Origin of the sequence: uncultured Serinicoccus sp. (genome assembly GCF_947500995.1) — a bacterium.
GTDB lineage: Bacteria > Actinomycetota > Actinomycetes > Actinomycetales > Dermatophilaceae > Ornithinicoccus.
Genome location: NZ_CANMUA010000013.1, coordinates 1 through 26,707, shown reverse-complemented (window position 1 = coordinate 26,707; position 26,707 = coordinate 1). Strand labels below are relative to the sequence as shown.

At 72.8% G+C, this 26,707-nt stretch carries 27 protein-coding genes, 2 tRNA genes, 1 other RNA gene and 1 pseudogene; 17 read left to right on the top strand and 14 right to left on the bottom strand.

Going from position 1 to position 26,707, the window contains the following annotated elements; translation table 11 throughout:
• Positions 1-2: 2 nt before the first annotated feature.
• Positions 3-1,097, bottom strand: a complete 1,095-nt coding sequence (locus Q0967_RS16785; RefSeq protein WP_298752766.1) for a VIT1/CCC1 family protein — start codon at positions 1,095-1,097, stop codon at positions 3-5.
• A 52-nt stretch (positions 1,098-1,149) separates the two neighbouring features.
• Here Q0967_RS16785 and rnpB point away from each other — a divergent pair.
• Positions 1,150-1,534, top strand: an RNA gene (gene rnpB, locus Q0967_RS16780) — RNase P RNA component class A.
• A gap of 15 nt (positions 1,535-1,549) precedes the next feature.
• On the opposite strand, the gene Q0967_RS16775 is transcribed toward rnpB, so the two are convergent.
• Genes Q0967_RS16775 through Q0967_RS16765 form a run of 3 tightly spaced genes read right to left on the bottom strand, consistent with a single transcriptional unit; the run spans position 1,550 to position 3,996 of the window.
• Positions 1,550-1,693, bottom strand: a complete 144-nt coding sequence (locus tag Q0967_RS16775) for a hypothetical protein (RefSeq protein WP_298752764.1) — start codon at positions 1,691-1,693, stop codon at positions 1,550-1,552.
• Between the two features lie 12 nt (positions 1,694-1,705).
• Positions 1,706-2,536 carry an HAD family hydrolase gene (locus Q0967_RS16770; RefSeq protein WP_298752762.1) on the bottom strand — a complete coding sequence of 277 codons (831 nt, stop codon included), beginning with the start codon at positions 2,534-2,536 and terminating at the stop codon, positions 1,706-1,708.
• On the bottom strand, positions 2,533-3,996 hold the full coding sequence (locus tag Q0967_RS16765) for an RNB domain-containing ribonuclease (protein WP_298752760.1): 1,464 nt from the start codon (positions 3,994-3,996) through the stop codon (positions 2,533-2,535). The genes Q0967_RS16770 and Q0967_RS16765 overlap by 4 nt, the downstream gene beginning before the upstream one ends.
• Positions 3,997-4,044: 48 nt before the next feature.
• Between Q0967_RS16765 and Q0967_RS16760 the strand changes: the two genes are divergently transcribed.
• A complete protein-coding gene (locus tag Q0967_RS16760) occupies positions 4,045-4,797 on the top strand; it encodes a YaaA family protein (protein ID WP_298752758.1) in 753 nt (250 codons plus the stop codon).
• 6 nt (positions 4,798-4,803) lie between these two features.
• Here Q0967_RS16760 and Q0967_RS16755 read toward each other — a convergent pair whose 3' ends face one another.
• The 7 genes from Q0967_RS16755 to Q0967_RS16725 form a co-directional block, all read right to left on the bottom strand.
• Entirely contained in the window at positions 4,804-5,727 is a 924-nt protein-coding gene (locus tag Q0967_RS16755; RefSeq protein WP_298752755.1) for a class I SAM-dependent methyltransferase, read from the bottom strand.
• A 10-nt stretch (positions 5,728-5,737) separates the two neighbouring features.
• Complete coding sequence (locus tag Q0967_RS16750) at positions 5,738-6,517, bottom strand: histidine phosphatase family protein (protein WP_298752753.1); 780 nt, start codon at positions 6,515-6,517, stop codon at positions 5,738-5,740.
• A complete protein-coding gene (locus Q0967_RS16745) occupies positions 6,514-7,251 on the bottom strand; it encodes a zinc ribbon domain-containing protein (RefSeq protein ID WP_298752751.1) in 738 nt (245 codons plus the stop codon). The genes Q0967_RS16750 and Q0967_RS16745 overlap by 4 nt, the downstream gene beginning before the upstream one ends.
• Positions 7,248-8,147, bottom strand: a complete 900-nt coding sequence (locus tag Q0967_RS16740; RefSeq protein WP_298752749.1) for a Nif3-like dinuclear metal center hexameric protein — start codon at positions 8,145-8,147, stop codon at positions 7,248-7,250. The genes Q0967_RS16745 and Q0967_RS16740 overlap by 4 nt, the downstream gene beginning before the upstream one ends.
• A 1-nt stretch (position 8,148) precedes the next feature.
• A tRNA-Val gene (locus Q0967_RS16735) sits at positions 8,149-8,221 on the bottom strand.
• A gap of 20 nt (positions 8,222-8,241) precedes the next feature.
• On the bottom strand, positions 8,242-8,724 hold the full coding sequence (locus Q0967_RS16730) for a peroxiredoxin (protein WP_298752748.1): 483 nt from the start codon (positions 8,722-8,724) through the stop codon (positions 8,242-8,244).
• Positions 8,721-9,170 carry a DUF3052 family protein gene (locus Q0967_RS16725; protein WP_298752746.1) on the bottom strand — a complete coding sequence of 150 codons (450 nt, stop codon included), beginning with the start codon at positions 9,168-9,170 and terminating at the stop codon, positions 8,721-8,723. Before Q0967_RS16725 ends, Q0967_RS16730 begins: the two co-directional genes overlap by 4 nt.
• A 126-nt stretch (positions 9,171-9,296) precedes the next feature.
• Between Q0967_RS16725 and aceE the strand changes: the two genes are divergently transcribed.
• On the top strand, positions 9,297-12,050 hold the full coding sequence (gene aceE, locus Q0967_RS16720; RefSeq protein WP_298752744.1) for a pyruvate dehydrogenase (acetyl-transferring), homodimeric type: 2,754 nt from the start codon (positions 9,297-9,299) through the stop codon (positions 12,048-12,050).
• 3 nt (positions 12,051-12,053) lie between these two features.
• On the opposite strand, the gene Q0967_RS16715 is transcribed toward aceE, so the two are convergent.
• The gene (locus tag Q0967_RS16715; RefSeq protein WP_298752742.1) at positions 12,054-13,118 is read right to left on the bottom strand and encodes a glycerophosphodiester phosphodiesterase family protein; all 1,065 of its coding nucleotides are present in this window, start codon (positions 13,116-13,118) and stop codon (positions 12,054-12,056) included.
• 37 nt (positions 13,119-13,155) lie between these two features.
• Here Q0967_RS16715 and Q0967_RS16710 point away from each other — a divergent pair, with 37 nt between their 5' ends.
• From Q0967_RS16710 to Q0967_RS16685, 6 genes are all read left to right on the top strand, one after another.
• A complete protein-coding gene (locus Q0967_RS16710) occupies positions 13,156-14,313 on the top strand; it encodes a CdaR family transcriptional regulator (protein WP_299451205.1) in 1,158 nt (385 codons plus the stop codon).
• A gap of 129 nt (positions 14,314-14,442) precedes the next feature.
• A complete protein-coding gene (locus Q0967_RS16705; protein WP_298752737.1) occupies positions 14,443-15,372 on the top strand; it encodes an ACP S-malonyltransferase in 930 nt (309 codons plus the stop codon).
• A gap of 45 nt (positions 15,373-15,417) precedes the next feature.
• A complete protein-coding gene (locus Q0967_RS16700) occupies positions 15,418-16,449 on the top strand; it encodes a beta-ketoacyl-ACP synthase III (protein ID WP_298752734.1) in 1,032 nt (343 codons plus the stop codon).
• An 84-nt stretch (positions 16,450-16,533) separates the two neighbouring features.
• On the top strand, positions 16,534-16,782 hold the full coding sequence (locus Q0967_RS16695) for an acyl carrier protein (protein WP_058892371.1): 249 nt from the start codon (positions 16,534-16,536) through the stop codon (positions 16,780-16,782).
• 117 nt (positions 16,783-16,899) lie between these two features.
• Positions 16,900-18,159, top strand: coding sequence for a beta-ketoacyl-ACP synthase II (gene fabF / locus Q0967_RS16690; RefSeq protein WP_298752730.1), 1,260 nt, complete (start codon positions 16,900-16,902; stop codon positions 18,157-18,159).
• Positions 18,160-18,194: 35 nt separating this feature from the next.
• The gene (locus Q0967_RS16685; RefSeq protein ID WP_298752727.1) at positions 18,195-19,310 is read left to right on the top strand and encodes a glycosyltransferase; all 1,116 of its coding nucleotides are present in this window, start codon (positions 18,195-18,197) and stop codon (positions 19,308-19,310) included.
• Positions 19,311-19,353: 43 nt separating this feature from the next.
• Here Q0967_RS16685 and Q0967_RS16680 read toward each other — a convergent pair whose 3' ends face one another.
• A complete protein-coding gene (locus Q0967_RS16680; protein WP_298752725.1) occupies positions 19,354-19,869 on the bottom strand; it encodes a DUF3145 domain-containing protein in 516 nt (171 codons plus the stop codon).
• A 225-nt stretch (positions 19,870-20,094) separates the two neighbouring features.
• Here Q0967_RS16680 and Q0967_RS16675 point away from each other — a divergent pair, with 225 nt between their 5' ends.
• The 7 genes from Q0967_RS16675 to Q0967_RS16645 all read left to right on the top strand — a co-directional run bounded on the left by Q0967_RS16675 (position 20,095) and on the right by Q0967_RS16645 (position 24,648).
• Positions 20,095-20,514 (top strand): CBS domain-containing protein, encoded by a 420-nt coding sequence (locus Q0967_RS16675; RefSeq protein WP_298752722.1) that lies wholly within the window; start codon positions 20,095-20,097, stop codon positions 20,512-20,514.
• Positions 20,515-20,547: 33 nt separating this feature from the next.
• Positions 20,548-20,621 (top strand) — tRNA-Ile (locus Q0967_RS16670).
• Positions 20,622-20,747: 126 nt separating this feature from the next.
• Entirely contained in the window at positions 20,748-21,521 is a 774-nt protein-coding gene (locus Q0967_RS16665) for an amino acid ABC transporter ATP-binding protein (RefSeq protein ID WP_298752720.1), read from the top strand.
• Positions 21,522-21,545: 24 nt separating this feature from the next.
• The gene (locus Q0967_RS16660) at positions 21,546-22,421 is read left to right on the top strand and encodes a glutamate ABC transporter substrate-binding protein (RefSeq protein WP_298752716.1); all 876 of its coding nucleotides are present in this window, start codon (positions 21,546-21,548) and stop codon (positions 22,419-22,421) included.
• An 87-nt stretch (positions 22,422-22,508) separates the two neighbouring features.
• Positions 22,509-23,192, top strand: a complete 684-nt coding sequence (locus tag Q0967_RS16655; protein WP_298752711.1) for an amino acid ABC transporter permease — start codon at positions 22,509-22,511, stop codon at positions 23,190-23,192.
• Positions 23,189-24,130: an amino acid ABC transporter permease gene (locus tag Q0967_RS16650; RefSeq protein WP_298752709.1), complete on the top strand. Its 942-nt coding sequence runs from the start codon at positions 23,189-23,191 to the stop codon at positions 24,128-24,130. Before Q0967_RS16655 ends, Q0967_RS16650 begins: the two co-directional genes overlap by 4 nt.
• Before the next feature lie 83 nt (positions 24,131-24,213).
• Positions 24,214-24,648, top strand: coding sequence for a hypothetical protein (locus Q0967_RS16645; RefSeq protein ID WP_298752706.1), 435 nt, complete (start codon positions 24,214-24,216; stop codon positions 24,646-24,648).
• A 181-nt stretch (positions 24,649-24,829) separates the two neighbouring features.
• On the opposite strand, the pseudogene Q0967_RS16640 reads toward Q0967_RS16645, so the two are convergent.
• Positions 24,830-26,000 (bottom strand): annotated as a pseudogene (locus Q0967_RS16640) (IS3 family transposase).
• A 185-nt stretch (positions 26,001-26,185) separates the two neighbouring features.
• On the opposite strand from Q0967_RS16640, the gene Q0967_RS17465 reads away from it, so the two are divergent.
• On the top strand, positions 26,186-26,632 hold the full coding sequence (locus Q0967_RS17465) for an RDD family protein (RefSeq protein WP_363321998.1): 447 nt from the start codon (positions 26,186-26,188) through the stop codon (positions 26,630-26,632).
• Positions 26,633-26,707: the final 75 nt, after the last annotated feature.

Sequence of the window (26,707 nt, the reverse complement as noted above, 5' to 3'; positions counted from 1 at the left end):
CGTCAGCCGATCCCGGCCGCCCCGAAGGCCAGCCCCAGCAGGTAGGTCGCGACCGCGGCGCCGTAGCCGATGAGCAGCTGGCGCACGCCCCGGCCCAGGGGCGAGGCGCCGGACAGCACCCCCACGACACCACCGGTCACCAGCAGCGCGACCCCGACGGCGAGCATGGCGACCCCGGCCGCGGCATACCCAGTCAGACCGAGCAGGTAGGGCAGCACCGGGATGAGCGCCCCGGAGGCGAAGAACCCGAAGCTGGCCAGCGCCGCCCCCCAGGGGTTGAGCACGGCGTCCTGCTCGTCGGCGTCGGTGGCGGCGACCGGCACGGCGTCGCGGGGCGCCCGGCCGGCCGCCTCCACCTGGCCCAGGACGCTCGCGGCACGCGTCCGCGCCTGGTCCCGGTCCAGCCCGCGGGCGCGGTAGACCAGCTCCAGCTCGTTGGCCTGCAGGTCGAGGGCCCCCAGGGCCTCCCGGGTGCCCTGGGCGGGCTGGGAGGCGGCGAGCAGCTCGCGGGCGGACCGCACCGAGATGTACTCACCGGCCCCCATGGACAGCGCCCCCGCGAGCAGGCCGGCCATCCCGGCCGCCAGGACGACCGCGCCGGACACCCCGGTGCCCGCCATGCCCATGATGAGCGCCAGGTTGGACACCAGCCCGTCGTTCGCCCCGAACACGGCGGCCCGGAAGTTGCCGGACAGCTGCAGCCGGCCTCGTGCCGCGAGGCCCCGCAGGACCTCCTCGTGCACCTGCTCGTCGGCCGCCATGGACGAGGCGGCGTCGGTCTCGCCGGCGTACTGGTTGTCCGACTTGGACCGCTGGAGCAGCGCGAGCACGAAGACCATGCCGAAGCGCCGGGCCAGCCAGGTCTGCAGCCGGTGGGCGAAGGTCGGGTGGGGCGCCGGGTGCGCCCGCTCCCCCAGCAGCCTCTCCCAGTGCTCGGCGTGCCGCTGCTCGGCGTCGGCCAACCCGGTGAGGATGGCCCGCTCCTCGCCCTGGCGGCGGGCCGCGAGGTCGCGGAAGGCACGCATGTTGGCGTGCTCGTCGGCCAGGTGGCGCCGCCAGCGGCGCAGGTCGGCCGGCGTGGGATTCGTCGTCGTCACGTGGGTGGAGTCTACGGCGTGCGCCCCTGACCGCTATCCTGGCGGACGTGGATGAGTCGGCCAGGCGGCCGCGTCGGGCACCTCCGGGTGACCCGCCGAGGAACGTCCGGGCTCCACAGGGCAAGGTGGTGGCCAACAGCCACCCGGGGTGACCCGCGGGACAGTGCCACAGAGAACAGACCGCCCGCCGCCTCGGCGGTGGGTCAGGGTGAAACGGTGGTGTAAGAGACCACCAGCACGTCAGGTGACTGACGTGGCTCGGTAAACCCCACCTGGAGCAAGACCAGACAGTGCGCGACCGAGGGCTGCCCGCCCGAGCGCACGGGTAGGTCGCTGGAGGTGCGCGGCAACGCGCACCCGAGATGGATGGTCGCCACCCTCGCCGTGCCGGTGACGGCGCGAGGGGACAGAACCCGGCGTACCGGCCGGCTCATCCACCCCCGCCGGGAGCCTCAGAAGTGCAGCGCGCCCGTCGCCAGGTCGACGAGGACGAAGATCGCGGTCACCACCAGCAGGCCGATGATGAAGGCGGTCAGCCCGCCGCCGAAGCTGCCGCGTCGGGTGCTGGCCGGGGTGGTCTGCTTGGTGTCCGTCATACCCTGATCCTGTCACATGCTGCGGGCGTCGAGCAGCGCCGCGACACTGCTCGCCACGCCGTCCTCGTCGTTGCTCGGCACCACCTCGTCGGCCAGCGCCAGGACCTGCGGGTGGGCGTTGGCGACGGCATGGGCGCGCCCGGCCCACTCCAGCATCGGTATGTCGTTGAGCATGTCCCCGAACGCCCACACCTCCTGCGGCGCCACCGGTGGGTCCTGCTCGGCGCACCAGGTCAGGAGCGCCAGCGCCTTGGTGACGCCCCGACCGGTGATCTCCCCCAGCTGCACCGCCCCGGAGTCGGCCACCTCGGCGCGCTCCCCCACGACCTGCTTGACCCGGGCGCTGATCTGCTCGGTGGACCAGTCGAGGTGCCGCACGAGGATCTTGCCGGCGGGCTCCTGGGCCAGCTGGCCGATGTCGCCGACCAGCCACTGCCCGTCGGCCCGGTCGTTGGCCCGCTGGAAGTGCGGCTCGCGGGCGAAGCCACGCACCGACTCGGTGGCCAGCGCCGCCCCGGGCAGGGCCTCCTTGAGCTCGGCCAGCAGCGTGCCCACGAGCTCGGTCGGCATGAGCCGGTGGCCGATGATCTCGCGCCGCGACACGTCGTAGGTGAAGGCGCCGTTGCCGCACAGCGCCACCGCCTCGACCCCGAGGTCCCCGAGCTCGTCCATCCACCGGGGCGGGCGGGCGGTGACCAGCACGACCCGGACTCCGGCGGACGCGCAGCGGTCCAGCACCGCCCGGGTCCGCTCGGACACCGTGCCGTCCGAGCGCAGCAGCGTGCCGTCGCAGTCGGAGGCCACGACGCGCACCCCGTCGGGCCCGGGAGGCGAGGCCCTCACGCCTCCTGCCCCACGATGCGCAGGTCGACCTCGCCCGCCAGGATGTCGGCCCGCTCCACCCGCACCGTGACGGCGCTGCCCAGCCGGGCGGTGCCGCTCGCGACGTCGCTGACCGGTGGGTCGAGCAGCTGCACCTGCACCCGGTCGCCGTCGACGCCGTCGACGACGACCGCCGCGAAGTCCTCGCCCACGCGGTCGTGCAGCACGGCCGCCTCGACCGACGCCAGGCAGGCCCGGTCGACCGCCCGGGCGCGCCGGCCGGTCTCCTCCATGACGGCGGGCAGCCCCGGGAGGGCCTCGCGGGCCCAGGCGGGGACCTCGGCCCCGGAGCAGAGCGCCTCGCACACCGCCAGCCCGAACCGGTCGACCAGGCGACGCAGCGGTGCCGTCACGTGCGCGTAGGGCGCGGCCACGGCGGCCTGCAGACGGTCCTCCTCCGCCGGCAGCTCGCCGTCGAACGCGGTGTAGCCCGCCCCGCGGAAGAGGAACGTGGCGGCGTTGACGATCGCGAGGTGCCGGGTGTCGGCCCGGTCGAGGGTGCGGAGGAACTCGCCGTACGGCATACCCTCCGGCCAGTGGGCGCCCAGCGCCTCGACCTCCCGGCGGAAGCGCGCCACCGCTCCCTCACCGGGCTCGGGCATGGTCCGCAGGATGCCGACCCCGCCCTCGAGCATCATCCGGGCGGCGACCATGCCCGTGAGCAGCGAGATCTGGGCGTTCCAGTCCTCGGCGGCCAGCAGCGGGCGCAGGCGCAACGTGTAGTCGCACCCCTCCTCGCCCCCGGTCCCCACCTCCTGCTCCGGCATCGGCAGGCTCGCACCCCCGCGGGCGATCTCGCGGGCGGCACGCAGCTCGCCCACCTCCCGGAGCAGCAGCAGCGTCTCCTCCGCCTCCCCGCCGTCGACGAGCCGCTGCACCTCCTCGTAGGTGTAGCGGCGCCGGGAGCGCACCATGGCCCGGTAGACCTCCGCGGTGTCCCGCACGCCCTCCGCGGTGAGCCGGATGTCCCAGACGTATGCCGGTCGCACGGCGTCGGGGAGCAGACTCGCCGCCTCCTCGCTCAGGGCCGGAGGGTGCAGCGGCACGCGCCTGTCCGGGCAGTAGATCGTCTGCCCGCGCAGCCGCGTCTCCGCGTCGAGCGCGCCCCCCTCGACGAGGAACGCGGGGACGTCGGCGATGGCGTAGCGGACCCGGTAGCCCGACCCGTCGCGCTCCAGGTGCATGGCCTGGTCGAGGTCCATGGAGCCGGGCGGGTCGACGGTGATGAGCTCCACCCCGGTCTCGTCGCGTCCAGGCAGGTCCGGGGCGGCGACTGCCTGCTCGACCTCGGCCAGCGCCGCCTCCGGGAAGGTCTGGCGCACCTCGAGGTCGTCGCGGACCTGCTGGAACGCCTGGGCCAGCAGCCGGCCGGTCCCGGACGCGGTCGGGTCGCAGGCCAGGCTCGTCGCACGCTCCACCATGACGCCCACCCTACGTCGGCGCACCGACACCTGACCTACGCTGACGCGGTGCTCATCCTGCTCCCGCCGTCCGAGTCCAAGCAGACCCGCACCCGTGGCTCGGCGCTGCGCCCGGAGTCCCTCTCCGCCCCCGTGCTGACCCGGGCACGGGATCGCGTGGCCACGGCGTTGTCGCAGGTCAGCGAGGCCCCGGACGCCGCGGCGGTGCTCGGGGTCAGCCCGAACCTCACGGCCGAGATCGCCCGGAACACCCGGCTGCGCACCGCACCGACGCTCCCGGCCCGCGAGCTCTACTCGGGCGTGCTCTACGACGCGCTGGACCTGTCCTCCCTCGACCCCGGCTCGGCGCGGCGGGCCACGTCGCGGCTGCGGGTGGTCTCCGCGCTCTACGGCGTGGTGCGGATGACCGACCGGCTCGCGCCCTACCGCCTGTCGATGGGCGTCAACCTGCCCGGGGTCGGCCCGCTGGCGGGGTTCTGGCGGGAGCACCTCGACCCGGTGCTCGCCGGGGCGGCCGGGCGCGGGTCAGTCGTGGACTGCCGCTCCAGCACGTATGCCGCGGCCTGGACCCCCGCCCCGACCTCCGACCTGGCCCGGCGCTGGGTGCACGTGCGGGTGCCCGGCGCCACCCACATGGCCAAGCACACCCGCGGCCTGGTCGCCCGGGCCCTGTGCCAGGACGCCGCCGACCCGAGGAGCCCGCGGGCCCTGCCCGAGCTGCTCGGTGGCGCCTTCGACGTCGAGCTGCACGAGCCGCGGCGGCCCGGGTCCCCCTGGGTCCTGGACGCCCTGCCCTCCTGAGCGCCATCACCCAGGGCGGCGCGCCACCACGCTGAGCGCCACCGGCACCTGCGAGCGCCACGGCTCGGGCAGCACCCACCCCTCGCCCTCGGGGGTCATCGCGGGGTGCGCCGGCCAGGGCAGGTCCTGGTGCTCGCCGACGTGCTCGAGCCGCAACCCGGCGTCCAGCAGCGCCCCGAGGATCTCGCTCACCGGGTGGGGCCACTCGACGTTGCGCGGCTGGGTGATGGGGGCGACGTCGCCGTCGGTGTAGGTCGTGCCGTCGGCGTAGGTGAAGCTCTCCCCCGACGGCAGCGGGAAGTAGCCGTAGGCCGGGGTCATCGTGCCCGGGTCGGTGTCCCCCATGACGAGGAGCATGGGGTGGCCGTCGCGCAGCAGGAAGGTGCCGCCGGGGCGCAGCAGCGCCGCGACCTGCCGGCCCCAGGTGGCGAGGTCCTGCAGCCAGCAGAGGGTCCCGATCGAGGTGTGCACGTGGTCGAAGGTCGCGCCCACGGCCGCCGCCGCGTCCATGACGTTGGCCTCGACGTAGCGGATGTCCGCCCCGGCGCGCTCCGCGAGGTCGCGGGCGATCCGCAGGGACGCCGGCGACAGGTCGACCCCGGTGCAGCGGGCCCCGCGCCGCGCCAGCCCGAGGGTGTCGGTCCCGAGGTGGCACTGCAGGTGGCAGACGTCCAGCCCGTCCAGACGAGGTATGCCGTCACCGCCGTCCCGCAGCGCCTCCGGCAGGTGCGGGGCGAGGATCTGCAGGTCGCGGCGCACGACCGCGCCCACCCGGGTGGGGTCGGCCACCCAGCCATCGAGGTCGTAGTGCCCGCTGGCCGCGTGCACCTGCGCCCGGCCGTCCCAGTTGGACCGGTTGAGGGCATACCCCTCCTCCGGGGCCACCCGGGCGCGCTCCATGGGGGTGAGGTCGTCCGGTGCCGCGCTCATGGCCCCGACCCTAGGCCAGGCCGCGCAGGTGGTGGGTGTCGTTGACGAAGGTCACCTGCACCCCGCCGTCGGGCCACACCTCGACGGCGCTCAGCGAGGCCGGGCCCGTCGCGATGCTCCAGCCCCGGTCGTGCTCGACCCCCAGGACCCGGCACAGGACGGACATGATGGCGACGCGGTGGGTGGCCACGACGACCGTCCCGCCCGCGGCCACCGCCCGCCCCAGGGCCGCGGCCACCCGGGCGTCGAGGGCCCGCCGGGACTCCCCGCCGGGGCGGGCGTAGTCCAGGTCGGTGCGCAGCCGCACGAGCTCGCGGGGCTGGCGCGCCGCGAGCTCGGGCATGGCCTGGCCGTCCCAGTCGCCGAAGCCCTGCTCGTCCCAGTCCCGGTCCTCCTCGCGCTCGACCCCGAGGCGCTGGGCGAGCAGCTGGCCGGTCTCCCGCGCCCGCGCCAGGGAGGAGGAGACGACCCGGACCGGCGCGGGCACGGAGCGCCCCAGGAGCTCCGCGACGGCACCGGAGGCGGCCCGCGCCTGGGCCCGCCCGGTGGCGTTGAGCGCCGGGTCGGCGCCACCCCGTCCGTCCATCCGGTGCGCCTGCGTGAAGTCGGTGACGCCGTGGCGCACGAGCACCAGCCGGGTGCTGCCCTCGAGGACGGGCAGCGTCTCGTCGGAGAGGTAGGTCTCGCTCGCGGCCTCGACCTCGGCCGGCCCGGGCGCCCGGGCGCCGCCGGCAGCCGCGCCGTGGGTGGGCTCCGCACCGCTGCCCGGGGCCGAGGCCCCGGTGCTCACAGGCCGGACTCCGCCGTCCGGACCAGGATGCGGCCACACTCCTCGCAGCGCACGACCTCGTCCTCGGCGGCGGAACGGATGCGCCCGAGGTCGACGGCGTTGAGCTCGAGCCGGCACCCGCCGCACCGCCGCTGCTGCAGGGGCGCCGCGCCGGAGCCGGTCTGGGCCCGCAGCCGCTCGTAGAGCGCGAGCAGCTCGGCCGACACGTCCGCGATGATGGCGTCGCGTCCCGCGGCCACCTCCTCACGCTCCGCGACGACGGCCGCGACCTTCTCGTCCCGCGCCTCGCGCAGCTCCCCGAGCCGGGCCTCGTGCTGCTGCAGGGCCGAGCTCGCCGCCTGCTGGGCCCCCTGGGCCTGCTCGACGCGTTCCATGACCTCCAGCTCCTCGTCCTCCAGGACGCCCTGCCGCCGGGCCAGCGACTCCAGCTCGTGCTGCAGGCCCTGGAGGTCCTTGGCGCTGCCGGTGCCGGCCTCCAGGCGCTGCCGGTCGCGGGTGGCGCGGTCGCGGACGAGCTGGACGGCCGCCTCGGCCCGGGCCACCTCCCGCTCCAGGTCGCTGACCTCGGTGCTGGTCCGCACCACCTCGGCCTCCAGCCCGGGCTGCTCGCCCTCCATGCGGGCGATGTCGATGAGCTCGGGGACCGAGCGCCGGCGGTGCTCCAGCTGCGAGATGCGCGTGTCCAGCTCCTGGAGCTCGAGCAGCCGGGCCTGCATCTGGGGGCTTGCCTTCACGGGTGGTCTCCTTCGACGGGGTGGTCGGTCGTGCGGTCGTGGTCCGGCCGGGCGCCGACGACGAGGTCCCAGGGGTCGGTGCAGACGCCCGAGATCTCGACCTCGACGTCGAGGCGGCTGAGCAGCAGCTCGCGCAGGCCGGGCAGCCACAGCCACTCGGTGGCGTAGTGGCCGGCGTCGAGGAGGTAGGGCGTCGCGGCGCCCCCGGCGCGGGCCGCGGCCCGCGCCTCCTCCCGGGCCTCGAGGGCCGGGTGGTGCCGCAGGTCGGAGGTGACGTAGACGTCGGCACCGGCGCGCCGCACCGCCTCGAACTCACCGTCCCCGGCACCCCCGAGCACGGCGACCCGGCGCACCGGCGCGTCGGGGTCGCCGCTGACCCGCACCCCACCGGCCGTGGGCGGCAGCGCCGTCGCGAGCCGCTGCGCCAGGGTGCGCAGCGTGACCGGCTCGGGCAGCTCGCCGACCCGGCCGAGCTCCTGCCCCTCGGCCAGGGTCAACGCCTGCGTGGCGGCCAGGCCGCTCGCCGCGGCCAGCGCCTGACCGACCCCGGGGTCGGCGACGTCGGCGTTGGTGTGGGCGCAGTAGAGCGCCACGTCGTTGACCACGAGCTCGGTGACCGTCGCCCCCTTCGCCGACGTCGTCGCGACGGAGTGGATCCCCCGCAGCAGCAGCGGGTGGTGGGTGACCACGAGGTCCGCGCCGGTGCGCACGGCCTCGGCCACGACCTCGAGCGTCGGGTCGACCGCGAGCAGCACCCGGTGCACGCGCTGCTCCGGGTCCCCGGCGACGAGCCCCACGCGGTCCCACGACTGCGCGGTCGCGGTGGGGTAGAGGTCCTCGAGGGTGGCGACGACGTCGGCCAGGGCGACACCGGTCTGCTGCGTGCTGGCGTTCACGTGGGCCCGGCCGGGCTCGAACCGACGACCTACGCGGTGTAAACGCGGCGCTCTACCAGCTGAGCTACAGGCCCCTGTTGTGGTGGGTGTGCCGTCATTGTTGCAGGTGGCGTACCGCCTCGTGCAGCGCACCGATCTGCCGCGCCTCGCCCGGTCCGTGCACGAGCGACCACCGCACCCGCATCCCGGGGTCGACGAGGAAGGTGCCGCGCAGGGCCATCCCGGACTCCTCGTCGAAGACGCCGTAGTCGCGCGCCACCTGGCCGTGCGGCCAGAAGTCCGACAGCAGGGGGAAGCGGTAGCCCTCGTGGGCCGCCCACGCCCGCAGCGCCGGCGCGGGGTCGCAGGACAGGCCGAAGACCTGCACCCGGTCGTTGACGAACTCGTCGATGTTGAGCTGGATCTCCAGCAGCTCGCCGGTGCAGATCGAGGAGAACGCGAAGGGGTAGAAGACGAGCAGGGCGTGCCGGTCGGCCACGGCGGCGGAGAGGGTGTGCCGCTCCCCCGCCTGGTCGGTGAGCGTGAGGTCGGGGGCGGCCTGGCCCACCTCCACCGGGGCGGGTGGTGCAGCGCTCACTTGCGGCCCACCAGGCGCTGGCCCAGCCACTCCCCGAGGTTGACCGCGCCGGAGGCCGTCATCGAGCAGGTGGTGCAGGCGTCCTGCACGTCCGCGGCGGGGACGCGGTCCTCGCGTCCGGCGCCGGGCGTGAGCAGCACGATGCAGCCGCCCTCCTCCATCGTCGTCAGGGCGTCCATGAGCTCGTCCGCGAGGTCGCCCTCCCCGTCGCGCCACCACAGCAGCACGACGTCGACGACGCCGTCGTAGTCGTCCTCCTCCAGCGGGGCCCCGCTCACCGCGGCGGCGGCCTGGCGGACGGCCTCCTCCACGTCGTCGTCGTAGCCGTACTCGACGACCACCTGGCCCGCCCGCAGCCCCAGCTTGCGCAGCATTCCCGCGAGGGGGGCCTCCCCCTGCGCGTCGTCGGTCACGTCCTGCTGCTCCGTCCTCTTCTGCTCGTCCATGGTGGAACAAGACAAGCAGAGTGGCGCGGGTGACGTAAAGGCGGGCCCGGGTCGGCCACCACGGACGCGGCGTCAGGGACGTGACAGACTGGGCCGGACACCCCCTTGCAGGAAGGATCAACCCTGATGGCCCAGGAGCGCTCCACCGGCCCCATCCTGAACGGTCTGCCCAGCCAGGTCCCCGACACGGACCCCGAGGAGACGCAGGAGTGGCTGGAATCGCTGGACTCCGCGATCAGCACCGGCGGGCGCCAGCGGGCCCGTTACCTCATGCTGCGCATGCTGGAGCGGGCCAGGGACTCCCAGGTCGGCATCCCCTCGCTGACCACGACCGACTACATCAACACCATCTCCCCCGAGCAGGAGCCGTGGTTCCCCGGTGACGAGGACATGGAGCGCCGGTACCGCGCCTGGATCCGGTGGAACGCCGCGGTCATGGTGCACCGTGCGCAGCACCCCGACATCGCGGTCGGCGGGCACATCTCGACGTATGCCTCGCAGGCCACCCTCACCGAGGTCGGCTTCAACCACTTCTGGCGCGGTCGTGACCACGAGGGCGGTGGCGACCAGGTCTTCTTCCAGGGCCACGCCTCACCGGGGATCTATGCCCGGGCCTACCTCGAGGGCCGGCTGAGCGAGACCGAGCTCGACGGCTTCCGGCAGGAGAAGAGCAAGGGCCTCCAGGACGACGTCACGGCCGTCCCGTCCTACCCCCACCCCCGGTCGATGCCGGACTTCTGGCAGTTCCCGACCGTCTCGATGGGCATCGGGCCGATGAACGCCATCTACCAGGCGTCGTTCAACAAGTACCTCCACAACCGCGGTCTCAAGGACACCAGCCAGCAGCACGTCTGGGCCTTCCTCGGCGACGGCGAGATGGACGAGCCGGAGTCGCGCGGCCTGCTGCAGGTGGCGGCCAACGAGGAGCTCGACAACCTCACCTTCGTCGTCAACTGCAACCTGCAGCGCCTGGACGGCCCGGTGCGCGGCAACGGCAAGATCGTGCAGGAGCTGGAGAGCTTCTTCCGCGGCGCGGGGTGGAACGTCGTCAAGGTCCTGTGGGGCCGCGGCTGGGACGACCTCATCTCCCAGGACGCCTCCGGCGCGCTGGTCAACCTCTTCAACACCACCCCGGACGGCGACTTCCAGACCTTCCGGGCCAACGACGGCGCGTGGATCCGCGACCACTTCTTCGGGCGCGACCCGCGCACCAAGGAGCTGGTCAAGGACTGGAGCGACGACGACATCTGGTGGAAGCTCAAGCGCGGCGGGCACGACTACCGCAAGGTGTTCGCGGCATACCAGGCCGCGATGAACCACACGGGTCAGCCGACGGTGATCCTGGCGCACACCATCAAGGGCTACTCCCTGGGCAAGAGCTTCGCCGGGCGCAACGCCACGCACCAGATGAAGAAGCTCACGCTGGACGACCTCAAGGCGTTCCGCGACAGCCTGCAGATCCCCATCTCGGACGAGCAGCTGGAGGCCGACCCCTACGCCCCGCCGTACTTCCACCCGGGCGAGGACGACCCGGCGATCCAGTACCTCAAGGAGCGGCGACGCACGCTGGGGGGCTACCTGCCCAAGCGCCAGCCGGGCGGCTCCTCCCTGAAGCTGCCGGACACCAAGGTCTACGACGTGGCCAAGAAGGGCTCGGGCAAGCAGGAGGTCGCCACCACGATGGCCCTGGTGCGCATCTTCAAGGAGTGGATGCGCGACAAGGAGTTCGGCAAGCACGTCGTGCCGATCATCCCGGACGAGGCCCGGACCTTCGGCATGGACAGCTTCTTCCCGACGGCCAAGATCTACAACGTCCACGGGCAGAACTACACCTCGGTCGACGCCGACCTCATGCTGGCCTACAAGGAGTCCGAGCAGGGCCAGATCCTGCACGTCGGGATCAACGAGGCCGGCTCGGTCGGGGCGTTCAGCGCCGCCGGCACGTCCTACGACACCCACCAGGTGCCGATGGTGCCGTTCTACATCTTCTACTCGATGTTCGGCTTCCAGCGCACCGGTGACAGCATCTGGGCCGCGGCAGACCAGCTCGCCCGAGGCTTCATGATCGGGGCGACGGCCGGGCGCACGACGCTCGCCGGTGAGGGGCTGCAGCACGCCGACGGGCACTCCCCCCTGCTGGCCTCGACCAACCCGGCGGTCGTCGCCTACGACCCGGCCTACGCCTACGAGATGGCGCACATCCTGCCCCGCGCGCTGGAGCGGATGTACGGCGAGGACCCCGAGAACGTCATCTACTACCTCACCGTCTACAACGAGCCGATGCGCCAGCCCGCGCAGCCGGACGACGTCGACGTCGAGGGGATCCTCCAGGGGATGCACCGCATTGCCGCCGGCGAGCAGCAGGACGGCAAGCACGTGAGGCTGCTCGCGTCGGGGGTCGGGGTGCCGTGGGCGCTCGAGGCCGCCGACCTCCTGCGGGAGGACTGGGGCGTCAGCTCGGACGTGTGGTCGGTGACGTCGTGGTCGGAGCTGCGCCGCGAGGCGATGGCGTGCGACACCGACGCCTTCCTGCACCCCGAGCAGGATCGCCGGGTGCCCTACGTCACCCGCCGCCTCTCCGAGGGCGACGGGCCGGTCGTGGCCACGAGCGACTACATGCGCGCGGTCCAGGACCAGATCGCGCCCTGGGTCCCGGAGGACTACTTCGCCCTGGGTGCGGACGGCTTCGGCTTCGCGGACACCCGTCCGGCCGCGCGCCGCTTCTTCCACATCGACGGCCCGTCGATGGCGGTCAAGGCGCTGCAGATGCTGGCCGACCGGGGGGAGCTCGACCCGCAGGTGCCGCGGGACGCGGCGGAGAAGTACCGCCTCCTCGACGTCACCGCGGGCACGTCCGGCACCACCGGCGGGGACGCCTGAGGGTCACCCCCCGACCGGGGGACCCTCCCGCAGGGCCTGCACCACGAGGTCGGGGTGGTCGGTGAAGATGCCGTCCACCCCGGCCGCCAGGTGAGCCCGCACCTCGGCGGCGAGGTCCCCGTGCGCCGCCCGGTCCGCATCAGGCTCGGCGTCGCCACCCCCGGCGGCTGCCCCGCCGGGGCCGCGGCGCAGCGCGGGCGGCAGGAACGCGTTCTCCGCCCGGAACGTCCAGGCGTGCACCACCATCCCGGCCGCGTGGGCGTCGGCGACGAGCGGCGTGGGCTCCCCCAGGGTCCCGTCCTGCGCCCAGGGCAGCACCATCTGCTTGCGCGGGCCGACCCCGTCGGCGACGCCCGCCAGCTCCTCCAGGCCCGGGCGCGACAGCAGGTCGGCGTAGGTGCGCGGCTCCACGGAGGCGGCGAGGTCGGCGGGCACGTCCTCCGGCGCGGTCGCCAGCAGCACCTGGCGCAGCCGGCAGCCGAGCTCGCCGCGCAGCCGCCGCAGGGTGCCCGGCTCGAAGCACTGCACGAACACCGGCGCGTCCCTCGACAGCAGGCCGCCGGCCTCCAGGTCGGCCAGCATCCGCTCCTCCAGGGACAGCCCCAGCCCGGCGAAGTGGGTGGGGTGCTTGAGCTCGACGTAGAGCCCGAGCTCGCGCCCCAGCTCCTCGCTGAGCGCCGCCCGGAGCGCGACGATCTCCGCGAAGGTCGGGACCGGCCACTCCCCGTCCCGGTCGGTCCCGCGCAGCTGCGGCAGCCGCTCCCTGGCGCGCAGGGTGCGCAGCTCCTCGAGGTCGAGGTCCTCGGTGAAGACGCCCTCCACCGTGGTGCCGTCGACCACCTCCCGGCGTCGACGTCCCGCGAGGCCCGGGTGGTCGGCCACGTCTGTCGTCCCCCAGATGTCGTTCTCGTGCCGGGCCACCAGCGCGCCGTCCCTCGTCGCCACGAGGTCCAGCTCGAGGTAGTCGGCGCCCTGCCGAGCCGCGAGCTCGTAGGCGGCGAGGGTGTGCTCGGGCAGCAGCCCGGAGGCTCCGCGGTGGGCGAGGACGAGCGGGGACGCGGTCGGCATACCTCGATCCTGTCAGCCTCCGACTAGGCTCGCGAGGGTGCCCGACCGCGACCTCTCCCGCCACGCCGCCGACCTGGCCGGTCGTGCCGCCGGGCGGATGGAGGCCGAGCACGCGTGGTTCCGGGAGCTGGGTGCCGCCGACCGGGCCTGGGTGCGGCTCGTCGCGCAGGCGGGCATCAGCGCCCTGCTCGACTGGTATGCCGACGGTGCGCACCCGGGACCGCCACCCGGGCAGATCTTCGCGTCGGCGCCCCCGAGCCTGGCCGCGACGATCACCCTGCGCCAGACCCTCGACCTCACCCGGACGGCGATCGCGACCGTCGAGGAGTCGGTGCCCGAGCTGGTCGAGGAGGGCGAGACGCAGGCCCTGCGGGAGGCGGTGCTCCGCTACTCCCGGGACCTGGCGTTCGCCGTCGCCGACGTCTACGCGCGGTCCGCGGACCACCGCGGCGGCTGGGACAGCCGCCTGGAGACCCTCGTCGTCCACGCCGTCGTCCGGGGCGAGGCCAACGACGCGATGGCGTCCCGGGCCGCCGAGCTGGGGTGGGACGAGGTCACGGACGTGACGGTCGTGGCCGGGCTGCTGCCCGAGGGCGACCCGGGCACCGCCGTGGAGGCGCTGCGGACCGCGGCCCGCACGCTGGGCCGCTCCGCGCTCGGCGCCGCCCACGACCGCCGGCTCGTCTGCGTGCTCGGCGGCAGCACCGACCCGCTCGGCGACGTCGAGCGGCTGGCCGACTCCTTCGGCGACGGACCGGTGGTCGTCGGGCCCCGGGTGCCCCACCTCTTCGCGGCCGGGCGGTCGGCCCGGGCCGCGCTCTCCGGGGTGGACGCCGCCCCGGCCTGGGGCGACGCGCCCCGGCCGGTCGCCGCCGACGAGCTGCTCGCCGAGCGCTCCCTGCTCGGTGAGGGGCCGGCGCGCCGCATGCTCGTGGACCGGGTCTACGCCCCGCTGCGGGACCACCCGTCCGCGCTGCTCGACACGGTCCAGGCCTACCTCGACCACGGCATGGTGCTGGAGGCGACCGCCCGGCTGCTCTTCCTGCACCCCAACACCGTGCGCTACCGGCTGCGGCGGGTCGGCGAGGTCGTGGGCCTGGACCCGCACGACGCCCGCGACGCCTGGGTGCTCCAGGTCGCCCTGGCCCTGGGGCGGATGGGCACCGGCCCCCGGCTGTGGCGCGGCGGCCGCTGACCCGGCACACCGCATACCCCGTCCAGGACCACGAGACACCGTCGTTTGGAGGATCCCTCCAAAGTTCCCCCGGCATTATCGTGCGTCGCGCAGTCGCGTCCTGGAGGGTCTCACCGGCACAGTAGGACCGTGCTCGTCATCGTCGCGCCCGGACAGGGCTCCCAGACCCCTGGCTTCCTCACCCCCTGGCTCGAGGAGCCGGCCGTGCGGGAGCGGCTGGAGGCGCTGGCCGCCGCCGCCTCGCTCGACCTGGTCACCCACGGCACCACCTCGGACGCCGAGACCATCAAGGACACCGCCGTCGCCCAGCCGCTCATCGTCAGCGCCGGGCTGGCGACCCTCCCCCTGGTGCTCGACCACGACCAGGTGCCGCAGCACGTGTCCGCGACCGCCGGCCACTCGGTCGGCGAGATCACCGCGGCCGCCATCGCCGGGGTCCTGGCACCGGACGACGCGATGAGCTTCGTGCGCGAGCGCGGGCTGGGCATGGCCGAGGCGGCCGCCCTCACCCCGACCGGCATGTCCGCGGTCGTCGGCGGCGACCCCGCCGAGGTCGCCGCGTCCCTGGACCGGCACGGCCTCACCCCGGCCAACATGAACGGCGCGGGCCAGGTCGTGGCCGCCGGGACCATGGAGCAGCTGGCCGCCCTGGAGCAGGAGCCGCCGACGCGCGCCCGGGTCGTCCCGCTGCCGGTCGCCGGCGCCTTCCACAGCCACCACATGCAGCCGGCCGTCGACCGGCTCACCCGGCACGCGGAGGCGCTCGCCCCGCAGGACCCGCGGGTGCCGCTGCTGTCCAACGCCGACGGGCAGGTCGTGGCCGACGGCGGCGAGGTCCTGCGCCGGCTCATCGCGCAGGTCGCCGGCCCGGTGCGGTGGGACCTCACCATGGAGGCGCTGCTCTCGATGGGCGTCACCGGGCTCATCGAGCTCCCTCCGGCCGGGACCCTCGTCGGTCTGGCCAAGCGGGGGATGCGGGGCGTGGAGACCCTGGCGCTCAAGACCCCGGACGACCTGGACGCCGCCGCGCGCATGGTGCGCGAGCACGGCGCCGCCTGACCCCTGTCCCGTGACCTGTCCCCGCCCATCTCAGGAGGCCTGCCCGTGAGCACGCGACCCGCCCTCTCGGCACCCACCACGCTGCGTCACGCCCGGATCCTGGGCCTGGGGGCCTACCGGCCCGAGCGCGTGGTGACCAACGAGGAGATCATCCAGCACATCGACTCCAGCGACGAGTGGATCCGGCAGCGCTCGGGCATCGTCACCCGGCGCTTCGCCCGGGACGACGAGTCGGTCGTCGACATGGCCGAGGCCGCCTCCCGCCAGGCCCTGGAGCGCGCCGGCGTCGAGACCGGCCAGGTCGACGCCGTCATCATGGCCACCGTCACCCATCCCTTCCAGACGCCGGCCGCCGCGCCCGTCCTGGCGGACCGCCTGGGGATGACCGACCCGGCCGCCTACGACATCTCGGCCGCGTGCGCGGGCTACTGCTACGCCATCGCCCAGGCGAACGACATGGTCCGCGCCGGCAGCGTCGACACCGTGCTGGTCGTCGGCGTGGAGAAGCTCTCCGACTTCACCGACAAGCACGACCGCGGGTCGGCCTTCATCTTCGGCGACGGCGCGGGCGCCGCCGTCGTGGGCGTCGCCGACCGGCCGGGCATCGGGCCCACCATCTGGGGCAGCCTCGGCGAGCGGGCCGACGCCATCACCCAGCGCGAGTCCTGGACCGACCTGCGCCCCGCCATGGAGGACCCGGGCCGCACCGAGGGACTCGACTGGCCGGCCTTCACCATGCAGGGTCAGACCGTCTTCCGCTGGGCGGTCTTCTCCATGGCCCCGGTCGCCCGCCGAGCCGTCGAGGCCGCCGGCATCACCCCGGCCGACCTGGACGCCTTCGTGCCCCACCAGGCCAACATGCGCATCACCGACGCGATGGTCAAGGCGCTGGAGCTGCCCGAGCACGTGCCGGTCGCGCGCGACATCGCCGAGACCGGCAACACCTCGGCGGCCTCCATCCCGCTGGCGATGAGCCGCATGCTCGAGGAGGGGGAGGCGCCGCACGGGGGCCTGGCCCTGCAGATCGGTTTCGGCGCCGGGCTGGTCTACGCCGCCCAGGTCGTCGAGATGCCCTGAGCGCACCACGATGACTCCCGTGACCCGGCGGGTGAGCAGGATCCCGGGTCGGCAACTGTTGTCCACGCTAGGAGAGAACGCACCATGGCACTGAGCGAGCAGGAGATCCTCGCGGGTCTGGCCGAGATCGTCAACGAGGAGACCGGGCTGGAGGCGGAGGAGGTCCAGATGGACAAGTCCTTCACCGAGGACCTCGACATCGACTCCCTGTCGATGATGACGATCGTCGTCAACGCGGAGGACAAGTTCGGCGTCCGCATCCCCGACGACGAGGTCAAGAACCTCACCCACGTCAAGGACGCGGTGTCCTACATCGCCAACCACCAGGGCTGACCCCGCACCGGCCCGGTGCCGCGCGGACCGCGCCGCACCGGGCCGCACCCAGCCCGACGGCATACCCTGATGTCGTCGACCTGACCACGCACGTCCCGTCCCAGGAGGCCGCCACCCATGACCGACACCACCCAGACCGCGCGCCGCGTCGTCGTGACCGGCCTCGGCGCCACCACCCCCGTCGGGGGCACGGCGCCGGAGACGTGGGAGGCGATCGTGGCCGGCCGCAGCGGTGTCCGGACCCTGGAGCAGGACTGGGTCGCCGAGCACGAGCTGCCGGTGACCTTCGCCGCCCCGATCCACACCGACCCGCTCGAGGTGCTCAAGAAGGTCGAGGTGCGCCGCAACGACCCCTCGGGCCAGTACGCCCTCATCGCCGCCCGCGAGGCCTGGGCCGACGCCGGCGCGCCCGAGGTCGAGCCGGAGCGGCTCGGGGTCGCCATCGGCTCCGGCATCGGCGGCGTCCACACCCTGCTGAGCCAGTGGGACGTCCTCAAGGAGAAGGGGCCGCGGCGGGTCTTCCCGCTGACGGTGCCCATGCTCATGCCCAACGGCCCGGCGGCGGCCGTCTCCCTCGACCTGGGCGCCCGGGCCGGGGCGCACTGCCCGGTCAGCGCCTGCGCCTCCGGCGCCGAGGGGATGGGCCAGGCCCTCACCATGATCCGCGCCGGCCGCGCCGACGTCGTGGTCGCGGGCGGCACCGAGGCGGCCATCCACCCGGTGTGCATCGCCGCCTTCGCGGCGATGACCGCCCTGTCGGGACGCAACGACGACCCCCAGGCCGCCTCGCGGCCCTACGACGTCGACCGCGACGGCTTCGTCATGGGTGAGGGCGCCGGCGTCATGGTCCTGGAGGCCGAGGAGCACGCGCTGGCGCGCGGGGCCCGGATCTACGCCTACCTCGACGGGCTCGGCATGTCCTCGGACGCCTACCACATCACCGCCGGCGAGCCCGAGGGCGCCGGGGCCGCCCGGGCCATGGAGGAGGCCATCTCCGACGCGGGCCTGGCCACCACCGACATCGCCCACATCAACGCCCACGCGACCTCCACCCCGGTCGGGGACGTCGCGGAGACCCGGGCGATCCACCGGGCCTTCGGCGGGCATACCGGCAGCATCGCGGTGACCGCGACCAAGTCGATGACCGGTCACCTGCTAGGAGCCGCCGGCGCGCTCGAGGCGCTGCTCACCGTCCTCGCGCTGCACCACCGGCAGGTGCCCCCGACCCTCAACCTGGACCAGCAGGACCCGGAGATCGACCTCGACGTCGTCACCGGGTCGGCGCGCGCGCTGCCCGAGGGCCAGCTCGCCGCGGTCAACAACGCCTTCGGGTTCGGCGGCGTCAACGTCGCGCTGACCTTCACCTCGGCCTCCTGAGCCGCGGCCCGGCCGCCGGGTAGGCTCGCCCCCTCATGCACATCCTGCGCGTCGCCAACTTCGTGAGCCCGACGTCCGGCGGCATCAAGACCGCGCTGCGGCACTGGGGCGAGCTCTACCAGGAGGCCGGTCACCGGGCCTCGCTCATTGTCCCGGGTCCTGGGCAGGAGATCGCCGAGGAGAGCCAGGGGCTGGTCTACCGCGTGCCCGCGACCCCCGTTCCGGGTACCGGCTACTCCCTCATGTGGAGCAGGCTCGGCCTGTCCCGGCTCATGGACGCGATCGCTCCCGACGTCATCGAGGTCTCCGACCGGTCGACGACCCGGTGGATGGGTCGCTGGGCGCGCCGCCGCGGCATCGGGTCGGTGATGATCAGCCACGAGAACATGACCGGGATCCTCGTCCGGCGCACCCCGCTCCCCGAGCGTCCGGCGCACTGGGCGGCCGACGGCATCAACCGGCTCAGCGCCGCGGACTACGACGCGATCGTCTGCCCCAGCGCGTTCGCGGCGCAGGAGTTCCACCGCAACGGCCTAGCCGCCGACGTCGTGCCGCTCGGGGTGGACCTGGAGACCTTCGTGCCGACCCGGGACCTCGCCGACGGGCCCGCGCCCGGTGCGGACGGGCCCCTGCGGATCGCGCACTGCAGCCGCCTGTCGCCGGAGAAGAACCCGGCGCTGTCCATCGAGACCGTGCGCGAGCTGGTCCGCCGTGGGCGCGACGTCGAGCTCACCGTCTTTGGGGCGGGCCCGATGCTGGAGGACCTCGTGCGCCGGGCCCAGAACCTCCCGGTCACCTTCCACTCCTACGTCACCGACCGCCGCGAGCTCGCCGTCGAGCTGGGGCGCGCGGACCTCGCGATCTCCCCCGGTCCGCTGGAGACCTTCGGTCTGGCCGCCCTGGAGCTGCTGGCCTGCGGCATCCCCGTCGTCTGCTGCGACGAGGGGGCCCTGCAGGAGGTCGTCGGGGACGGAGGTGTCGTCGCCCCCTCGACCCCCACCGCCTTCGCCGACGGCATTGAGGAGCTGCTCGCGCGACCCTCGGCCCGCGCGCGGGCACGGGCGGCCGCCGAGGGGTTCAGTTGGCCGGTGAGCGCGCAGCGCATGATCGAGGTGCACGAGCGCGTCGCAGCACAGGCCACCGCTCGATGACGCGGGTCGCCGGCCTCACAGGTGACCGGCGGTCCGCGCCGTCTCAGCCGACCTTGTGCAACCAGGTCGCCGGGGCGCCCTCGCCGGCGTGGCGGTAGACCTCCAGCTCGGCGTCCCACGCGGCACCGAGCGCACGGTCCAGCTCGACGGTGAGCGTGGCGGTCGAGCCGGCCGCCGACTCCATGATCTGCCGCAGCCGGTCCTCGTTGACGACGACATCGCCGTTGGCCGACAGCCGGGCGGTGTGGATCCCGAGTCCGGGCGTGTGCGTCCACCGCACGCCGTCGCTCCCGCGGCTGGCTTCCTCGACGACCTCGTACCGCAGGCCGTCCCAGCCGCGCATCGCGCTGGCGATCGTGGCACCCGTGCCGGCCTCGCCGGTCCAGGCGAACTCGGTGCGCATGGTCCCGGGCTCGGCCGGCTGGCCGACCCAGTCCAGCGCCACCCGGGTGTCGAGGACGCCCTCGAGCGCCCAGGCGATGTGCGGGCACAACGCAGTCGGGGTGGAGTGAATGAACACCACCCCGCGAGTCATGACTCGTGGCATGACGACGGACATCCTGGCCTCCTGTGTGGTGAGGGACGTCTTCCCCAACGACCTCGACCTGCTCAGGCGACCGCGGTATGCCGCGTGCTGGGTCTCATTGTGCTCTCTCGTCCCGCAGGGAGCAAGTGGCACGGTGAACTTTCTGCGTCCCACCTGCCCCACGCGTCGCGGGGCTCGGCGCCGAGCGACCTGCGCAGATGCGTGACGCAGCGTCAGGCGGTCTGCTAGTTTCGCGCCATGCGCGTCGCCGACCTCATCAAGAAGAAGGGCAGCACGGTCGCCACCCTGCCCGCCACGGCCACGCTCGCCGAGCTGCTGGAGGTGCTCGACGACCAGAAGATCGGCGCCGTCGTGGTGGTGGACGGCGAGGCGGTGGCCGGCATCGTGTCCGAGCGCGACGTCGTGCATCACCTGCGCGGCGGTGCCGGCAGCGGGGCAGCGCTGAGCGACCTCATGACCACCTCGGTGCAGACCTGCACCATGGACGACGACCTGACCCACCTGGCGACCACGATGACGCAAGGCCGGTTCCGCCACCTCCCCGTCGTGGAGGACGGCCGGCTGCTGGGCATCATCTCCATCGGTGACGTCGTCAAGGCCCGGCTGGACGCCCTCGAGGCCGAGCGCGACCACCTGGAGTCTTACCTGCGGCAGTGAGCGCCGCACGGCCTCACTAGACTCGGCCGTCGCGGGCCAGTAGCTCAGCCGGTCAGAGCAGCGGACTCATAATCCGTCGGTCGTGGGTTCAAGCCCCACCTGGCCCACTCCCCCGGACCGGTCGTCCGCGAGCCCCGGCGCCCGACCCGCGGCGCCACGCCGAAGGTCACAAGTCGGTGACAACACCTCGAACTTGCTGCCCGGTGACGGCATACCCGTCTAGGGTGCGCGACATGACCGACTCCCGTGAGTCGCCCGGCACCGGCCTGGGCGCGCCGCTCGTCGTGCTCGAGGACGTCAACAAGCACTTCGGCGACCTGCACGTCCTCAAGGACATCAACCTCACCGTGCACGAGGGCGAGGTGGTGGTCGTCATCGGGCCCTCGGGCTCCGGCAAGTCGACGCTGTGCCGCACCATCAACCGGCTCGAGTCCTACGAGTCGGGCACGATCACCATCCACGGCGACGAGCTGCCCAGCGAGGGCAAGGCCCTGGCCAAGCTCCGGGCTGACGTCGGCATGGTCTTCCAGAGCTTCAACCTCTTCAGTCACAAGACGATCCTCGAGAACGTCACCCTGGGACCCATCAAGGTGCGCCGGAAGAAGGCGGCCGAGGCCAAGCAGCGCGCGATGGAGCTGCTCCAGCGCGTGGGCGTCGACCACCAGGCCGAGAAGTACCCCGCCCAGCTCTCCGGCGGCCAGCAGCAGCGCGTCGCGATCGCCCGCTCCCTGGCGATGGACCCGACGGTCATGCTCTTCGACGAGCCCACCTCGGCCCTCGACCCGGAGATGATCAACGAGGTGCTGGACGTCATGACGAGCCTGGCCAAGAGCGGCATGACGATGATCGTCGTCACCCACGAGATGGGCTTCGCCCGCAAGGCCGCCGACCGCGTGGTCTTCATGTCCGACGGCGCGATCGTCGAGGAGAACACCCCGGAGGAGTTCTTCACCAACCCGCAGTCCGACCGTGCCAAGGACTTCCTCGGCAAGCTTCTGACCCACTGAGCAGCAACGACACAAGGAGATCCCATGCGTTCCACCACCTTCCGGATCGCGGCGCTCGCGGCCGCCACCGCCCTGACCCTCACCGCCTGCGGCGGTGACGACGGCGGGGAGGCCGACGCCGGCGGCGACGGCGGGTCCAGCGAGGAGAGCGCCGCCGAGGGCGGCACCGACGGCGAGACCGTCACCATCGGCATCAAGTTCGACCAGCCGGGTCTGGGCCTCAACGAGGGCGGCGACCCGACCGGTATGGACGTCGACGTCGCCAAGGCGGTCGCCGAGCAGCTCGGCTACACCGAGGACCAGATCGAGTGGAAGGAGGCGATCTCCGCCCAGCGCGAGGACCTGCTGGAGTCCGACCAGGTCGACATGATCTTCGCCACCTACTCCATCACCGACGAGCGCAAGGAGCGGGTCCAGTTCGCCGGGCCGTACTTCGTCGCCGGCCAGGACCTCCTCGTGCCGACCGACAGCGACATCGAGGGGCCGGACTCCATGGGCGACGCCATCCTGTGCTCGGTGACCGGGTCGACCTCGGCCGCCCGGGTCAACGAGGAGTACGGCGTGGCGCTGCAGGAGTACGGCAGCTACTCCGAGTGCATGGAGGCGATGGCCTCCGGCCAGATCGGCGCCCTGACCACCGACGACACGATCCTCGCCGGCTTCGCCGCGCAGGACGAGTACGCCGGCCAGTTCCGGGTCGTCGGCAACACCTTCTCCGAGGAGAACTACGGCGTCGGCCTGCCGCAGGACTCCGACCGGTGCGAGGAGATCAACGAGATCCTCAACGGGCTGTGGGAGGACGGCACCATGGACCAGATCATCGAGGACAACCTGGGCGCGGCGGACTACACCCCCAACGCCGACCTCAACCCGCCGGAGGCCGGCGGTCACTGCGCCTGAGCGCCTGACTGACTGACCCGTCTCGCTGCGCCGGGGCCGAGGCCCGTCTGGGCCCCGGCGCAGCCACCACCCTGGAGGGAGCTGCCCGTGCTGGAGCTCATCGAGCAGTTCAACGTCCTCGGGGCGTTCTGGCTCAACATCCGGCTCGCGGCCGTGTCCTTCGTGCTGGCCATGGTCGTGGGGACCGTCGTGGCCATCCTCCGCCTGGCGCCCGTGTCGGTCCTCAACTGGTTCGGTGCCACCTACGTCACGCTCCTGCGCAACACCCCGCTGACCCTCATCATCGTCTTCGCCAACCTGGGGCTGTGGCTGCAGCTGGGGATCGAGTTCGTGCCCCGAGAGAACAACCCCAACTTCATCCTCGAGAACAACTTCTGGCTCGCCGTCCTGGGGCTGACCGTCTACCACGCGGCGTTCATCTGCGAGGCGATCCGCTCCGGAGTCAACACCATCCCCGTGGGCCAGAGCGAGGCCGCTCGCTCGATCGGGCTCGGCTTCGGCCAGAGCCTGCGTGAGGTGATCCTGCCCCAGGCGTTCCGAGGTGGCATCACCCCCATCGGCAACGTGCTCATCGCCCTCATCAAGAACACCACCGTGGCGGTGGCCATCGGCAATCGGGAGATCGCCTACCAGATGCGCAACATGATGGAGTTCCGCCCGGACGCCGGCATCCTCATCTTCCTCATCGTCGCCATCGGCTTCGTCATCCTCACCCTGCCGGTCGGGCTCGGCACGAGCTGGCTCTCCGCCAAGCTGGCGGTGAAGCGATGAGCGCGCAGCAGGTCCTCTTCGACATCCCCGGGCCCAAGGCGCGGGCCCGCCACCTCCTCTACGGCGTGCTGGGCACCCTCGTGCTCCTGGGGCTGCTGGTGCTCGTCCTCATCCGGATGGCCAACAGGGGCCAGTTCGAGGCGGCCAAGTGGACGCCGTTCCTGGAGAGCAACACCTGGACCTTCTACCTGCTCCCCGGGCTGCTGGCCACTCTGCAGGCGGCCGCGGTGGCCGTCGTGCTGTCCATGGTGTTCGGGATCGCCCTGGCCATGCTGCGCATGTCCGACCTCACGCCGGTGCGGTGGGCCAGCGGGGTCTTCGTCGAGTTCTTCCGAGCGGTCCCGGTGCTCATCATGATGATCTTCACCTGGCAGATGCTGGTGAAGAACCCCACGATGGTCCGCCTCATGGACACCCTGGGGCTCACCGGCGCCAACGCGACGTTCATCGCGGTCGTCACCGGACTCGTGCTCTACAACGCCTCGGTCATCTGCGAGATCGTCCGCAACGGCGTGGGCTCGTTGCCGGGCGGCCAGCGCGAGGCGGGACTGTCCATCGGCCTGAGCTCGGCCCAGGTGCGCCGCTCGATCCTCGTGCCTCAGGCGCTGACCTCGATGCTCCCCGCCCTCATCAGCCAGATCGTCGTCATCACGAAGGACTCGGCGCTGGGCTACATCATCACCTACCCGGAGCTGCTGAGCCGGACCCGCCAGCTGGGCTCGGCCAACGCCAACACGCTGGCCGCCTACCTCGTCGCCGCCGTCATCTTCATCCTCATCAACTACGCCATCACCAAGCTCGCCGAGTGGATCGAGGGCCGGCAGCGTCGCAAGCGCCGCGGCACCCCCGGTGGTGGCGCGACCACGCAGGACGAGGAGCAGGCCGGCCAGCGCGCCGTGGGCGCCGCCCTCGGCGCCCAGGCCAGAGCCGGCGGCTGACCGCAGGAGACCATTGCCACCGGGCGGCGGGCAGGCGCAGATCACCAACTCCCAGGGTGTGACCTCGTTCACCAGGGAGCGTGATGGCCACCACCGAGCATCCAGCCGTCGACGCCCTGGCGGTAGGCCGACCGGAACAGCCGGCCGGCGAACCCCTCCGGCTCGTCGCCCGTGAGCTCGACGGTGGCACGCTCGTCCCGGAGGCGTCGTGGGTGAGCCTCCGTGCCGACGCAACCTCCGTCGCAGAAGACGTGCCCGCCCCCGCCCGCTACCTGGACGTCGCGCCCGTGCTGGAGGCGCAGGGCTGGTACCACCCCGAGCCACCCGTCCCGCCGACCAGCCTCGCCGCACGCGACACCCTGGTGCAGCTGGTCAACCGGAGCGGCCTGATCGCGGGCGAGATGATGCTCGGCACCGAGCTGGCCTCGCTGTACACGTCCACGGAGATCGGCAAGAGCGCCCTGGCCGCGCACGTGCACGACGTCTGGGACGGGCAGGGGGTCGGGGCGGGAGCCTGACCTGGCCGGCACACCCCCCACCGACGTCCACACGTGCCCCACCCGAAGGAGAGAAGAACCTCCTTACCCGCGTTTGCGCTGGCCCGGAGACTCTCGCTTGGCTCCCCCGACTAGACTCGAACCAGGCACCTAGGGCTGGGGGGACTGCTGAAGGTCTGGTTGACACTTCCGGTGTGGTGTTTCAGGCCGCGTGAGCGGCACGGTTGATGGTCTCGAACTCGACCGGGGTGAGCCTGCCGAGGGCGCGTTGCCTGCGCCGGCGGTGGTAGGTGCGCTCGGTCCAGGTGACGATGGCCAGGCGGAGCTGGTCGCGGGTCTGCCAGCGGCGGTCGTTCAGGATGTTCTTCTGGAGCCAGCGAGAAGAGGGACTCCATCGCGGCGTTGTCCGCGGAGGAGGCGACCCGGCCCATCGAGCCGCGCAGCGCGTGGCGGTGCAATGCGGCGACGTAGGGCCGGGAGCGGAATTGACTGCCCCTATCGGCGTGGACCACGCAGCCAGCCACGGCGTCGCGACCGCGGCGGACGGTAGCCATCTCGAGCGCATCCACGGCGAGGTGGCTGGTCATCCTCGAGTCGATGGCGTAGCCGAAGATCCGGCGAGACCGCACGTCCTTGACCCACGCACAGGTAGAGCTTCCCCTCGGCGGTGGGATGCTCGGTGATGTCGGTCAGCCACAGCCGGGTCGGCCCGGTCGCGGTGGAGTCCCGCTGGACCAGGTCGTGGTGGACCGGCGGGCCCGGCTTCTTGAACCGGCCCCGTGTGCGGGCGTGCGCGGAGACGATCCCGGCCTGCGAGCAGACCTTCCACACCCGCCGCTCGGAGATCTCGTGGCCGGCGTCGGTGAGCTCGTCGGCGATGAACCGGTCCTCGAGGCCCGGGTCGTCCCGGTGGACCTCGAGTGCAGTTCTGGTGGCATGGCCGTCGATCAGGTCCCGCTCACAGACAGGGATCGCCTTCCAGGCATAGAAGGCTTGCCGAGAGAACCCCCAGCAGCCCGCAGGTCACCGCGACGGGGATCCCGGCGTCGGCAAGGTCCAGGACCAGCGGGAACGTCATTTTGGGGACTGACCCAGCCGCAAGTTCGCCTGCGACAGGTACGCCGCAGCGCGCGCAGCACCTCGTTCTCCTGCTCCAGGAGCCGGATCTTGCGCTTGGCCTCTCTCAGCTCGGCGTTCTCCGCCGCGGTCTTGCCGGGCCGTACGCCGTCCTCGACGTCGGCCTGGCGCAGCCAGTTCCGCAGGCACGATTCGGAGATCCCGAAGTTAGCGGCGAGCTTAGCGATCGGAGCCTCGCCCTTGCGGGCTACCGCGACCACGTCGTCGCGGAACTCCTTCGGATGGGGTGCAGGCATGTCGACATCCTCCCAGCGGAGCCTTCTCGGCCCCACAGATCAGGTGTCAACCGAACCTTCAGCAGTCCCGTACCGTCATTGTGCTGAGAGTGGTCGCCACCCAGGGACCGCGGCGGCCGACGGTCAGCTGGTGCGGCCGTGCTCCTTGAGCAGGACCGGGCGCAGGTATATCGGTTCGGTGGGGCGTGCTGGCGGGCCTGGACGGGTTCCTCCTCCTGGCTGCTGCTCTCGCGGTGACGCTGGCCTACACATGGGTGCTGGGAAGAACCGGGAGCAGCGTCGGCAAGCGCGTAGTGGGCGGCAGGTTCGTCCGGGGCGACAGCCACAGAGTCCCCGGCTGCGGACGCGCCCTCGGCCGCACCTCGATAGTTCTCCTCCTGACCTCGCCGCTGTTCGTCCCCCTCCACATCGCCTACGCAGCCGCCGCGGCTCGACCAGACCGGATGACCCTTCAGGACCTCGCGACAGGCACGCGCCCCGTGCGCGTCCTCAAGAAATCGGAGACTCCCGCCACCCTCGGGTTAGCGCATCAGGGTAGGTGCTGCAGTTGCGCTACGGCCACCGCGTGGGATTGCCTAGATGGGGAGGAACGCCCGATAAGGTGCGCGATCGGCCACAACCATCAGAGTTGAGTCCCGTGGAGTGGTGGGGTTTGGGTGGCCGGTGTGGTGCCCTGGTGTGAGGGGGTCATCGGCGAGATGCTCGGT

What these genes read in the sequence shown, in the direction of transcription:
- fabF (WP_298752730.1), top strand. Translation starts at nt 16,900, where the DNA reads ATGACCGACACCACCCAGACCGCGCGCCGCGTCGTCGTGACCGGCCTC.
- Q0967_RS16685 (WP_298752727.1), top strand. Translation starts at nt 18,195, where the DNA reads ATGCACATCCTGCGCGTCGCCAACTTCGTGAGCCCGACGTCCGGCGGC.
- Q0967_RS16665 (WP_298752720.1), top strand. Translation starts at nt 20,748, where the DNA reads ATGACCGACTCCCGTGAGTCGCCCGGCACCGGCCTGGGCGCGCCGCTC.
- Q0967_RS16695 (WP_058892371.1), top strand. Translation starts at nt 16,534, where the DNA reads ATGGCACTGAGCGAGCAGGAGATCCTCGCGGGTCTGGCCGAGATCGTC.
- Q0967_RS16645 (WP_298752706.1), top strand. Translation starts at nt 24,214, where the DNA reads ATGGCCACCACCGAGCATCCAGCCGTCGACGCCCTGGCGGTAGGCCGA.
- Q0967_RS16675 (WP_298752722.1), top strand. Translation starts at nt 20,095, where the DNA reads ATGCGCGTCGCCGACCTCATCAAGAAGAAGGGCAGCACGGTCGCCACC.
- Q0967_RS16715 (WP_298752742.1), bottom strand. Translation starts at nt 13,118, where the DNA reads ATGCCGACCGCGTCCCCGCTCGTCCTCGCCCACCGCGGAGCCTCCGGG.
- Q0967_RS16660 (WP_298752716.1), top strand. Translation starts at nt 21,546, where the DNA reads ATGCGTTCCACCACCTTCCGGATCGCGGCGCTCGCGGCCGCCACCGCC.
- Q0967_RS16680 (WP_298752725.1), bottom strand. Translation starts at nt 19,869, where the DNA reads ATGTCCGTCGTCATGCCACGAGTCATGACTCGCGGGGTGGTGTTCATT.
- Q0967_RS16775 (WP_298752764.1), bottom strand. Translation starts at nt 1,693, where the DNA reads ATGACGGACACCAAGCAGACCACCCCGGCCAGCACCCGACGCGGCAGC.
- Q0967_RS16765 (WP_298752760.1), bottom strand. Translation starts at nt 3,996, where the DNA reads ATGGTGGAGCGTGCGACGAGCCTGGCCTGCGACCCGACCGCGTCCGGG.
- Q0967_RS16755 (WP_298752755.1), bottom strand. Translation starts at nt 5,727, where the DNA reads ATGAGCGCGGCACCGGACGACCTCACCCCCATGGAGCGCGCCCGGGTG.
- aceE (WP_298752744.1), top strand. Translation starts at nt 9,297, where the DNA reads ATGGCCCAGGAGCGCTCCACCGGCCCCATCCTGAACGGTCTGCCCAGC.
- Q0967_RS16650 (WP_298752709.1), top strand. Translation starts at nt 23,189, where the DNA reads ATGAGCGCGCAGCAGGTCCTCTTCGACATCCCCGGGCCCAAGGCGCGG.
- Q0967_RS16725 (WP_298752746.1), bottom strand. Translation starts at nt 9,170, where the DNA reads ATGGACGAGCAGAAGAGGACGGAGCAGCAGGACGTGACCGACGACGCG.